11 protein-coding genes and 1 pseudogene are annotated in these 11,640 nt (G+C 60.0%); 8 read left to right on the top strand and 4 right to left on the bottom strand.

Annotated features, from left to right (window positions below):
• Positions 1-2,336, bottom strand: a 2,336-nt coding sequence (locus ACRXB1_RS19010) for a PAS domain-containing protein (RefSeq protein ID WP_449492872.1), incomplete at its 3' end; no start/stop codon positions are given.
• 267 nt (positions 2,337-2,603) lie between these two features.
• On the opposite strand from ACRXB1_RS19010, the gene ACRXB1_RS19005 reads away from it, so the two are divergent.
• Positions 2,604-2,786 (top strand): DUF1289 domain-containing protein, encoded by a 183-nt coding sequence (locus ACRXB1_RS19005; RefSeq protein WP_062171814.1) that lies wholly within the window; start codon positions 2,604-2,606, stop codon positions 2,784-2,786.
• Between the two features lie 103 nt (positions 2,787-2,889).
• The gene (locus tag ACRXB1_RS19000) at positions 2,890-3,228 is read left to right on the top strand and encodes a hypothetical protein (RefSeq protein ID WP_449492871.1); all 339 of its coding nucleotides are present in this window, start codon (positions 2,890-2,892) and stop codon (positions 3,226-3,228) included.
• Positions 3,229-3,331: 103 nt separating this feature from the next.
• Here the strand turns inward: ACRXB1_RS19000 and ACRXB1_RS18995 are convergent, their stop codons facing one another.
• Positions 3,332-3,832, bottom strand: coding sequence for a hypothetical protein (locus ACRXB1_RS18995; RefSeq protein ID WP_449492870.1), 501 nt, complete (start codon positions 3,830-3,832; stop codon positions 3,332-3,334).
• A 284-nt stretch (positions 3,833-4,116) separates the two neighbouring features.
• On the opposite strand from ACRXB1_RS18995, the gene ACRXB1_RS18990 reads away from it, so the two are divergent.
• From ACRXB1_RS18990 to ACRXB1_RS18980, 3 genes are all read left to right on the top strand, one after another.
• Entirely contained in the window at positions 4,117-4,812 is a 696-nt protein-coding gene (locus tag ACRXB1_RS18990; RefSeq protein ID WP_449492873.1) for a MipA/OmpV family protein, read from the top strand.
• Positions 4,813-4,871: 59 nt separating this feature from the next.
• Positions 4,872-6,068 (top strand): SDR family oxidoreductase, encoded by a 1,197-nt coding sequence (locus ACRXB1_RS18985; protein WP_449492869.1) that lies wholly within the window; start codon positions 4,872-4,874, stop codon positions 6,066-6,068.
• Positions 6,069-6,218: 150 nt separating this feature from the next.
• Positions 6,219-6,959 carry an SDR family NAD(P)-dependent oxidoreductase gene (locus tag ACRXB1_RS18980; RefSeq protein WP_449492868.1) on the top strand — a complete coding sequence of 247 codons (741 nt, stop codon included), beginning with the start codon at positions 6,219-6,221 and terminating at the stop codon, positions 6,957-6,959.
• Between the two features lie 75 nt (positions 6,960-7,034).
• Here ACRXB1_RS18980 and serA read toward each other — a convergent pair whose 3' ends face one another.
• Entirely contained in the window at positions 7,035-8,288 is a 1,254-nt protein-coding gene (gene serA / locus ACRXB1_RS18975) for a phosphoglycerate dehydrogenase (RefSeq protein WP_449492867.1), read from the bottom strand.
• A 416-nt stretch (positions 8,289-8,704) separates the two neighbouring features.
• Here serA and ACRXB1_RS18970 point away from each other — a divergent pair, with 416 nt between their 5' ends.
• From ACRXB1_RS18970 to ACRXB1_RS18960, 3 genes are all read left to right on the top strand, one after another.
• On the top strand, positions 8,705-9,637 hold the full coding sequence (locus ACRXB1_RS18970; protein WP_449492866.1) for a helix-turn-helix transcriptional regulator: 933 nt from the start codon (positions 8,705-8,707) through the stop codon (positions 9,635-9,637).
• A gap of 108 nt (positions 9,638-9,745) precedes the next feature.
• Positions 9,746-10,441, top strand: a complete 696-nt coding sequence (locus ACRXB1_RS18965; RefSeq protein ID WP_449492865.1) for a fumarylacetoacetate hydrolase family protein — start codon at positions 9,746-9,748, stop codon at positions 10,439-10,441.
• Positions 10,442-10,524: 83 nt separating this feature from the next.
• The gene (locus tag ACRXB1_RS18960) at positions 10,525-11,064 is read left to right on the top strand and encodes a DUF1003 domain-containing protein (RefSeq protein WP_062171826.1); all 540 of its coding nucleotides are present in this window, start codon (positions 10,525-10,527) and stop codon (positions 11,062-11,064) included.
• Between the two features lie 89 nt (positions 11,065-11,153).
• Here ACRXB1_RS18960 and ACRXB1_RS18955 read toward each other — a convergent pair.
• Positions 11,154-11,516: pseudogene (locus ACRXB1_RS18955) on the bottom strand (hypothetical protein); the annotation flags it as partial.
• Positions 11,517-11,640: the final 124 nt, after the last annotated feature.

The following is an 11,640-nucleotide window of genomic DNA, read 5'->3' as shown; positions in this document are numbered from 1 at the left end:
TGGGCTGAACGGCCGCCAGCTTCCCGATGCCGCCCGGGCAGGCCAACATCGGTGACCAGCAGGTCAATACGCGCCGGCGAATGCAGTATCGCAAGTCCGGACGGTCCGTCGACGGCCTCCAGCACCTCGTAATTCAGGTCGCGCAGGATCTCGCACACGAGCTCACGCACCGACGCATCGTCTTCAACCACCAGGATCACGTGGCCGCCGGCTGCGCGATGCGCTTCCGTCAGTTCCGTTGTCACCTCGGTCTTGCCCGCACCGCCGGTGAACCGCGGCAAATACAGCCGGATGGTCGTACCGGCATCGGGCGCGCTTTCGATGGTCGCGATTCCGCCCGATTGCTTGGCAAACCCGTACGCCATCGATAAACCCAGCCCCGTGCCCTGCCCGAGCGGCTTGGTCGTATAGAACGGATCGAAGGCGCGCGCCTTGACGTCGTCGGGCATGCCGGCGCCCGTATCCGACGCCGATACCACCACGTACTGGCCCGGCGCGACATCGGGATGCGACGTTGCGAACTCGGGCCCAAGTTCCACGTTGTCCGTCTCGAGCGTCAGGCGGCCGCCTTCGGGCATCGCGTCACGCGCGTTGATCGCGAAGTTCAGCACGGCGTTTTCGAGCTGATTTGCATCGCAGCGCGTGAGCCAGAGTCTCGGATTGGGAATCACGCGTGTATCGATCGCCTCGCCCATCGTGCGCTTGAGCAGATCGTCGATGGAATGCAGCAACTCGTCCGCGTTCACCGGCTTCGGGTCGAGCGGCTGACGCCGCGAAAACGCCAGCAGACGATGCGTCAGCGACGCGGCGCGGTTCGCAGCGCCGGTTGCCATCGTGATGAAGCGGTCGATGTCGTCCGTCCGGCCGAGCTGGGTATAACGGCGGATCAGTTCGAGCGGACCGGTAATGCCTTGCAGCAGATTGTTGAAATCGTGCGCGATACCGCCTGTCAGTTGCCCGAGCGCCTCCATCTTCTGCGCCTGACGCAAGGCCTCTTCGGTTTGCTGCAGCGCGTGCTGGGTTTCCTTCTCGCTGGTGACATCGCGGCCGTTGCCGTACAGGGTGTCGCCCTCGGGCGCCGCGACCCACGATACCCATCGGTAAGACCCGTCCTTGTGACGGTTACGATTTTCAAACCGCACGATCCCCGAACGCGCGACGGATTGCAGCGCGGTCTCGGTGGCTTCCACGTCATCCGGATGAACGATTTCCGCGAACGACTTGCCGATCAGTTCGTCCTCGCGAAAACCCAGGATGTCGGTCCACGCGGGATTCACTGCACGCAGCACGCCCGAACTGGTCGCCACGATAAAAAGATCGCGCGAATTGCGCCAGATGCTGTTGCGCTCGCGAGTGCGGGCATCGACTTCGGCCGCGAGCGAATCGTTCAGGCGGCGCAATTGCGTTTCGCTCACGCGCAGGCGTTCTTCGAAACGCTTGTGGCCCGTGATGTCGTAGGTCACGCCAAGAAAACGCAGGCCGCCGCTGCTGTTGGCGATGGCTTCGCCGCGGCGTGCCATCCAGCGCTCTTCGCCATTGTCCGCGCGGCGGATGCGATATTCGAGATAATCCAGCGCGCCCGTATGCATGTCCTGGTGCGCCGTCAGCACGCGTGCGCGGTCATCGGGATGCACGAGGTCCAGCAGCACGTCGAGATGAGTCTCATGGCGGGGCGTCAAACCCCACTGCCAGCAAAGTTCCTCCGATACCGCAATACGCCCGCTGTCCGGAAACAGCTCGAAGGTGCCGATCCCGCCGGCCTGCTGCGCGATCCGCAAACGCTCTTCGCTTTCCCGCAACGCGCGGTCGCCAGCGTGCCGCTCGATTGCCAGCGCCGTCACGCTCGCCACTTGCGCAATGTCGTCCAGTTCTTCGGGCGACGGCTTTTTCGGCATCGAATAGTAATTGGCGAAGGTGCCGAGCACGCGGCCATCGGCGGCGCAAATGGGCATGGACCAGCACGCGCGCAATTCGAACTTCCGGGCGATATCGCGAAAAGCGGCCCAGACCGGGTCTGTATCAATGTCCTCGACAATCACCGGTTCCCCGCGAAACGCCGCGGCCCCGCACGATCCCATTAAAGGGCCGGTTTCGAGGCCGTCGACAATGCGGTTGTATTCGTCGGGCAAACTCGGCGCCGCGCCATGAACGAGGCGTTTTCCGGTGGCATCGACCAGCAGCACGGAGGCGCGCATGGGCTGCTCCGAGCGGTTTTCCACCCGATGGATCACGTGTTCGAGCACTTCGGCGAGCGGCATGCCGGCCACAACGCGTCCCAGTACGGCGCGCTCGAATTCAAGCTGGCTCAGCGTCGAGAACAGTGGGGGTTTTTGCATGGTCCGAAGCAAAAGCCGGTAGGTCGCAGGTGGCGTAATGCACGACATAACATACAGTCTTTACGCACAACGCGACGGAATGTTCCAAATCTTAGCATCCGGGTCACACGTGCCACGGATTAGCTACCCGGATGAACAATTTGTGTACACCCGTGCTGCGTCGGCTATTGGCCTGATCGCAATTATGTTTTTGGCACTCGGGCATGCATTGTGCGAGATTTCACGTGGTGAGCAGCACGCATTTTTCTCAGATTCCATTGGATTGATATGGCAGTTGAATCGCCCTGCATCAGCATCTGCAAGTTCGACAGCAAAACCGGCCTGTGCATTGGCTGCTTGCGCACGAAGGACGAGTGCAAGAAGTGGAAGAAGCTGAAGAACAAGGCCCGGACAAAAATCATCGACGACAGGCCCAAGCGCGAAGAGAAGTTGAAGAAGGCGCGCAAATAAGGTCGCAAGTTTCGCCAAGCAGACTTACCCATAAAAACGCGTGACGGCTTAACGCGAATCCAATAAATCACGGACACGAAAACCCAACAAAGGGAGTTCAGTCATGGTTAATCACGTTAAGTTGAACCGCATTTTGACGGTAACCGCCGCGGCGCTTGTGACCTCGTTCGCCGCGCAAGGAGCCGTGGCGCAAACCACGGGCATGAATCACGGACAGAGCCCGAACGACGACATGAGCGCACCGGCGAATAATCCTCGTCTGATGCCGAATGCGCCGCTCGGGAGCGAATATCCCAGTCACGGCAATGTGCAGGCCGGAGAGATGAACCTGAATCCGACCGATCCGCGCGCTCAGCTGGTCAACGGTTTGCCCAATAACACGCAAAGCGGCGGTTATGGCTCGCCGCTCGCGGGCAACAAGGCGAACGTGCCGCAGAATTGAGTTGCTGAAGCGAGGCTGTGCGGTGGATGGCTTGCGGCGGTCGCGCGAATGCGCTCAATGTCGCCAAAACCGATTTCGCGCACGCCTCGCCCCCCTGCAGGCATCAGTCATCGGGCGTTTTGTACGGCAACGGTAGCCTGGAAGGCGTGGTCGTGGTGTTGTCGACAACCCGATCCACATCCGCTGTCTTTTCCAGCTCGGACAGAAATTTGGCGGTATCGAATTGCTTCGATACACACCCTTGCACATAGATAAATCGCCGCTGCAGCGTGAGCCATAGCGTCGAATTTTCACGCCAGTGCACGGTCGTGTTGATTGCGTTCAGACGCCGTTGCACGGCTTCGGCAATCTCGCCATCGTATCGATATGCATTGGACAAACGGCATCGCCCCTCTACCCAGCAGCTATTGCCGCGCTCGATGCGGTAATGGGCATCGTCGAGCCATTCCTGGTCGGTCTGCAACGGACCTAAAGGCGCGGGGCAATGCGCAACAGCCGTAGATATCTGAAAGAACGGATCGTTACCGTGATTCGTGCGCGCACCCGCTGCGATCGCATTAGAGCCCGCAATTGGACTCGCGAACGCAAACAGAGTGCAACACATGGCGGATCGTATCAGTGCGTTTGATGGGTTCATCGGCGTGGGATCGAAACGGCAATATCGCAAGAATACGCGCGTGAGCAAGCTTCGCTGAAACACTTGCCGACACGCGAACACAAACCCGCACAAATCCCCGCAGATTCAAGACAGACGCGGGAGAGCCGCCTACCTACACTGCGGCTTCCTCTCCCTCGAACGCTCCCACTGTGCGCAAACGTCTGTCTCACCTTTGTCTTTCGACGCTCGGCCTGACCGGTGTCTCACTGGCGCACGCCGAGAATATCTATATGTTTTCGCTCGCCACCGGCATTGCACCGCGATATGAGGGTAGCCGCGATTATCGGCCGGTCGTCGCGCCGGTTATCGCCGCCCAGTTCGACAACGGCTTTTTTCTCAGCCCCATGGAAGGCGCCGGCTACAAGAAGGAATTTGCGAACGGCTTGTTTGTATCGACGGCGCTCGATTACGACTTCGGCCGCAGCGACAGCAATCGCGCCGACCTGCCCGGCTCTAATTACCTCAAGGGCATGGGCCGCATTCCGGGCTCGCTGATGCTCTCCGTGCAGGCGGGCGCGCATGTGTTCGGTACATCGACCATCAGCGTGACGCTCGACCAACCGCTCACACATACCGGCCGCGGCTTGAGCGGTCACGTCGCCATGACCGTGCCGGTTCTGCAAACGCCCACGAATCAAGTCGATATCACCGGCTCCATCCACGCGGGCACCGGGCGTTATGCGCAAACCTTCTTTGGCGTTACCGACGCACAAGCGGCCAACAGCAACTTCCGGCCTTATTCGGTGAAAGGCGGTATCGACAGCGCGAAGGTTTCGGTCGGCTGGACCGCCACCGTCTTCTCCCCACGATGGTCCGTGCACACCGAAGCTGGCGCAAGCCGTCTTATCGGCAATTCCGGCGACAGCCCGATCGTGCAGAAGAAGGTCAATTACTTCGCGATATCGGCGCTGACCTACCGCTATTGATCCCCCCTCGTTCCCGTCGATCCTTTACGACCCTGTCCTGTTACCGAACGGAGCACACAATGTTCGCATGGCAAACCCCTCTCAACTACGCCTCCTATGCTCCCCGCACCTGGCCTGAACGTCCGGCGCCTCACAGACAGGCACGTCCGGCCGGTGTGGCCAGTCTTGTACTCACGGGGGCGACGGGTTTTATCGGCGGGAATGTGCTGGTTTCGCTGGTCAATGGCGGCTTGCTGGACCGCGTGGTGTGTCTCGTGCGTGCCGCCGACATCAGCGAGGCGATCGCGCGGCTACGCGCTTCAGCCGCGCGGTGCGGCTTGCCTCACGTACAAGCGGAGCGTTTGAGCGCGGCGAACGTGATCGTGGGCGAACTGGGCGGCGAGTTCTGCGGCGCCGATCTCGCGCGTCTTCGCGACGCATCTCATGTGATCAACTGCGCCGCAATGGCATCGTTCTCGAGCAACCCGCAAGTGCTCGATATCAATGTGCGCGACACGTTGCGCTTTGCATCGCGTTTCGATGGAAGCGCCGCGCTGCAACGCTTCCTGCACGTCAGCACCGCAATGGCATGCGGTACGCAATGCGGCGGCAACGTGCGGGAGTCAGCGTTTTCGCAGGCGGACGCGGGACATCTCGTGCCCTACACGCAAAGCAAGCGGGACGCCGAACATCTGCTGCGCAGCAACTTTCCACGGCTGCCGCTGGTGGTCGCGCGGCCATCGATCGTGGTGGGGCATACCGTGCTGGGGACACTGCCGTCGGCGAGCATTTTCTGGGTGATGCGCGTGGTGCATGGCGCGCGCCGTTTCACCGCACGCGCCATGAGCCGGCTCGATGTCGTCTCCGGCGACGATTGCGCACGCGCGCTGATGCTGCTTGCCGTGAAGCCGACTCTGGCGTTCGACCTGTACCACGTGTCGGCGGGAACGGAAGCGCCGACTATCGGCAAGATCCTGATCGCGATGGACGAAGCCACCGGCATTCACGGCCGCCGCTACACCATTTGCGGCGAGCGCGATTTTCGCAAGATGGCGCGCGAGGTTGTCGGCCGCGAGAACTCGGCGAGCGGCCGGCTGATCGAACACGCGCTGCGGCTGTATGCTGGCTTTGCCGCGCTCGATTACACCTTCGACAACCATCGTCTGCGCGATGAAATCGGCTTCGAGCCATTGCCGTTCACCGACTATGTCAGCGAATGCGTGCGTACATCGCGGGGCGTGGGCATTGTCGAGCAGATGCGCTGGGACTTCAAATAAACGGTTCGCGCGGGACTGCGCCGCGATGACAGCTTCCTGCATGACCCGGCATGTGGAAGTGCTCCATGTAAGGACAACCATTCAAGCATGCTTGAGGTTACACGCATAGAATCGAATCACGTTCTTCGATACCAACCTCAAGGTGCTCCCATGACGCGTAAAAGTGCGATCGTAATTGGCGTAGGCGCGGAACTCGGCCTGGGTGCCGCGCTCTGCAAACTGATTGCGCAGCAGGATTATCACGTGTTTGTCGCGGGCCGTTCGCTTGAAAAGCTCGACACCGTCGTGCGCGCGATTACGGTGAACGGGCATCACGCCGAGTCAGTCGTAACCGATGCAACATCGGAACCCGACGTCCTCAATCTCTTCGATAAAGCCATGGCGTCCCGCGAAGGAATTGAACCGCCGTCGCTCGTCATTTATAACGTCGGCAATAACAGGCGCGCCGATTTTCGCGATTTGAGCCTGGACGATTTCGAAAGCTTCATGCGCACCGGACCCGTGGGCGCATTCCTCGTGGGCCGGGAAGCTGCGCGCAGACTCGTTCCGCTGGGACGCGGCACGGTGATCTTCACGGGTGCTTCAGCGAGCCTTCGCGGCAAGCCTGGCTTCGCTCACTTCTCGGCATCGAAAGCGGGCGTGCGCATGATCGCCCAAAGCATGGCGCGCGAATTCGGGCCGCTTGGATTGCACGTCGCGCATGTGGTGGTGGACGGGGGTATCGACGGTGAAAGGCTCAGGACTTCGCGTCCGCAAGCCGTTGCCGAACGTGGCGAGAATGGCTTGCTCAACGTCGATGCAATCGCCGAAACGTTCTGGGCCATTCACGCGCAACATCCGTCAGCATGGACGCAAGAAATCGATTTGCGGCCGTTCAAGGAATCGTTCTAGTCTCCGGGGCTGATCGCACATCATCAATTGCGGTCAGCTCCCGAATAAGCTCACCTCGTAGCTGGTCGAGCGCGGTTATTTCAACAGCAAGCGCGTTCGGATAAAGCCAGGCTCTTTCGAAAGCGCCTGGATCAATCCATTCGATGGCGCGCGGTCCAGATCCGTGACCACATATCCCGTTTCGCCCTGCGTTTGCAGATGCTGCGCGACAATATTCGCGCCCTCCGCTGCAAGCTTTGTGTTGAGCGTGGCGAGCGCGCCCGGCGCATTGCCGTGAACGTTGAGCAAACGCGCGGCTGCGTCGAGCGGTCCCGGATTCACGTGCGGGAAGTTGACGGCCCCGACCGTGTCGCCCGTGGTCAGAAACGAAATCAGCTTGGTCGCGACCTCCGTGCCAATATTCTCCTGCGCCTCCTCCGTGCTGCCGCCGACGTGCGGCGTGAGGATCACGTTCGGCAAGCCCTGAAGCACGCTTTTGAATTCATCGGCGTTTGTTTTCGGCTCTTCCGGGAATACATCGATCGCCGCACCGCCCAGCCGCTTCGCGTTCAACGCTTGCGCGAGCGCTTCGATATCGACGACCGATCCGCGCGACGCGTTGATCAGGATTGCGCCGGGTTTGAAGCAGGCGATCGTCTCTGCATCGATCATGCAGTTGGTTTGCGCGGTCGCCGGCACATGGAGTGTGACGACGTCGGCTTGCGATACGGCGTCGGCCAACGATTGCGATGCACGCGCCGAGCCCAGCGACAAACGCGCCTGCACATCGTAATAAACCACGCGCATTCCCATGGCTTCGGCAAGCACGCCAACCTGCGAGCCGATGTTGCCGTAACCCACGATCGCGATCGTCTTGCCGCGCGCTTCGAACGACCCGCTTGCGCCCTTCGCCCACTTGCCCGCATGCGCCTGTACGCTTTTTTCCGGCACGCGGCGCAATAGCAGAATGGCTTCTGCAATAACCAGTTCCGCCACCGAACGCGTGTTCGAAAACGGCGCGTTGAACACCGGAATGCCTGCTTGTGCAGCGGCGTTCAGATCGACTTGCGACGTACCGATGCAAAAGCAGCCAATCGCAAGCAGATGACGCGCGGCATCGATTTCATCGCGCCGGAGATGCGTCGCCGATCGAATCCCGACAAGGTTGTGCGCCTGGAGCGCGCTCAGCAGCTCTGCGCCAGCAAGCGCGCCTGCGCGCCGCTCGACCTCGAGCTTTGACTCGCTGAAACGGGCAACCGCGGTGTCGTGGATATTTTCGAGTAGAAGTACAGAGGTCATGGAACGCTTTTGAGTCGGTGACCTGGGCGTTGTGGGCCCAGCATGTGGCAAGAGTAGGCAAGGGCGCGCAAGTGGTGTCCCCGAACAAGTCGACGCCAAGCAATCGACGTCGTGTTCGATGTTACCGCTTGCAGCGCCCTAGCATTCGCCACCCTACTCGTGATATGGCCTTTATTTCAAGGCTTCCGGAATACTTTGTTTGGCGATTCCTTGACTGATTGTTTTCTTGGGAAAACAATCAGTTCGTTTGAAACGTCCCAATACTGTCGGGTATCGCACTAAACGGGGTTTTCATGCCACCAGAGGGAACCGTCAAAGCCATTACTCAGATTCGACCTTGTTGAAGGTCGCAGCAAACAGGAAATCACGACCTTGCTCGATGCTGCGCTTCGTACGTCACCGGCGAGTTTTGAAGCCACGCTGTATGCTAATAACGTAGGTTTTCTTACGTAACCGCCCCAGAATCCATGTCGATGAATTCCATTGCCAGACGTGCATCGCGGACTTACGCCATGCCTGAGCGCAGCGACCGGCTCGACTTCTATATTCGCGACCAGACCCTGCGCTCCGCCATCACGGAACGGCACAAGCACGACTACTTCCAGATCCAGATCAATCTGGGGGGCGACACGCAGCAGCATATCGGCGATGTAACCCGTGCGTTTCCAACCGGAGCCGTCGCGTTTATCGCGCCGCATCTGGCGCATATGATCCCGCATCCGGCGCAATCGCGGTTTATCGTGATCAACTTCGCGCTGGATTTCCTCGGGCTCGATATCGATGCCTACGATGGCCGTATCGACCTGAACAACGTTCCTGTCGTCCGCTTTCCGGAGCTGGCGCCCTTCCGCTTTCAGAGCGAGCTGGATTTCCAGCTCGTGCCGGCCGATCTCGCCGAGGTGGAACGCATCGTTCGGGTCATGATGGACATCGATGGCACGCGGGGATTTGGCGCCGTCGGCCGCTTGCGCGGATACCTGCTGCAGTTGATCGGACTGGTTTGCGCACGATACGCGGACTCGTTGCTGCAACTCGCGGCGCTCAACGAGCGGGCCGTCAGCCGCCGCGACTCAGTCAGCAAGGTGATGCGCCATGTACTCAAGCACCTGAACGACGACGCGCTGTCCCTGCGATCCACCGCGGACGCCGCCGGTTTGACGACGGGGTATGTCGCGCGTTTGATGAAGAAGGAAACCGGACGCACTTTCGTGCAATGGGTCACGGACCAGCGAATCAGCCGCGCAAAAGCGCTGCTCGCCGACGATACACGCCGCGTGAAGGACATCGCTTTCCTGGTCGGCTTTCGCGATGAAGCCTATTTCACGCGGCGCTTTCGTCAGGCTGAGGGTTTATCGCCGACGCAATTCCGTGCAGCGCAATTTGCGGGCCGGTCAGTTTAGTCCAAGGCGCGGGCCGGTTTTGTCCTGCTATGGAAGATGCTCGAAGCATATCGTTCATGGGTGATGCAGCCTTTCTGCACCGACACCCCATCTCTTCGAGTACTCGATATGACCGAATACGTCTTCGCTCCTTCTCCCATCGTTGCGGTTCCCATCGCCGGATCGACGGCGTCGTTTTCAGTGCGCCGCGTGTTTTGCGTCGGACGCAACTACGCCGATCACGCTCGTGAAATGGGCGCGAACCCGGATCGCGAACCGCCGTTCTTCTTTACCAAACCCACCGACGCCGTTGTGCCCGCGGCAGGAACGCTCGCTTATCCGATGCTGACCGAAGACCTGCATCACGAGATCGAAATGGTGATTGCGATCGGCAAGGCGGGGAGCAGGATCGATCCCAAGGACGCGCTCGATTACGTGCTGGGTTATAGCGTTGGCGTCGATCTGACGCGTCGCGACCTGCAGGCAATCGCCAAGAAAATGAGCCGGCCCTGGGACTGGGCCAAGGGTTTCGATGAATCCGCACCCGTCACGGCCATTCATCTCGCCGAGAAAATCGGCCATCCGGGAACCGGCAGGATCTGGTTATCGGTGAATGGCGCAACGCGGCAAACGGGCGATCTCGCCGACATGATCTGGCCGGTCGCGGACATCATCAGCCACGTGTCGCAAGCAGTTGTCATCAAACCTGGCGACCTGATTTTCAGCGGCACGCCGGCCGGCGTCGGCGCGTTGAAGCGCGGCGACAAGGTTGCGGGCGGGGTCGATGGTGTAGCGGAGTTTGAGTTCGAGATCGGCAAGGCGTAGGCGCTTTCCACGCTTTTCGTTCATGCGGTCGCTTGCCTGGATGTGTATAACGTCAACACGTATTCCATTCATCGCGAGCGACCATGAGCAAACCTTTTCCGCCCGACGAACACGGTGGAGACAAGCGCCACCATCTGCGTTTTCATCTGCCGCACATGCATCTTTCATCGGTATTCGGCGATGACTGGTTCGCGCTCAAAGCCGAACGCTTCGCACGGTTCTTCGGCACGCCCACTTTTCTGATCGGACAGACAGTTATTGTCGCGTGCTGGATCGGGGTGAACGTCGCGGGCCTGACGAAGTTCGACATCTATCCGTTTATCTTGCTCAACCTCGCCTTTAGTCTTCAGGCTGCTTATGCTGCGCCGCTGATCCTGCTCGCGCAAACACGGCAGGCTGATCGCGACAAGGTGAATTCGGACGCCGATGCCCGACATCGGGAAGATATCGCCGCAGCGAACGAGGAACGCCAGAAGCAGGCGGCGAAGCAGGCGGATCAACTCGTCGCGCTGCTCGAGCAGAATACGCAACTCACCGAGATCACGCGGCAAATGAGCGAACGCATCGAAGCGCTGACGCTTGAGGTCCACGGCCGATTGGCGCAGGTGAATTTTAAAAGTTGAGAGGTGTTCGGTCTCCCGTAAAGGCTCACCTCGGAAGATTCGGCTTTTACCGGTGCTGGAAACACTGGATTCAGGTGATGACGATCCGCTTACCAAAAACGAACGCGAAGCTGGAAACCCAGCGTAAAAGGCAAGTCGCTTGATGGTATCGGCGGAATCAAGATGATATTCGCGCCGATACGACCGTATTCGGCCATGATCAAAGGCGCAGCCACGGGCCCGACCTTATGATCGTGGCCAAATCCCCACTTGCCGTAATCGTAGCCCGAGATAACGCCGCCCATGACGGCGAGGCGAACGTAACCCCAATGCGTCAACTCCGGCGCCCACACGCCGCCGCCATAAAACGAAGGCGCTGAAAGCGAATTTCGAAAATATCCGCCAGTCACGGCCCACTGGGGCGAAACCCAACATTCCAAACCCACGCCCGGATTGAATTGATCAAAGTGTTCCTAAGAAACTCACCTTCACGCTGGCGAGTCCTGAGGCTGTAGTGAATATCCAAATTGCGCCGCGCGGCGATGAAGCTGTTTGATGACACGGTCCCTGTACTGCTGTTCGTAATGATCCGCACCC

The organism is Caballeronia sp. M23-90 (genome assembly GCF_053574605.1).
This window is presented reverse-complemented; position numbering and strand designations above follow the sequence as displayed.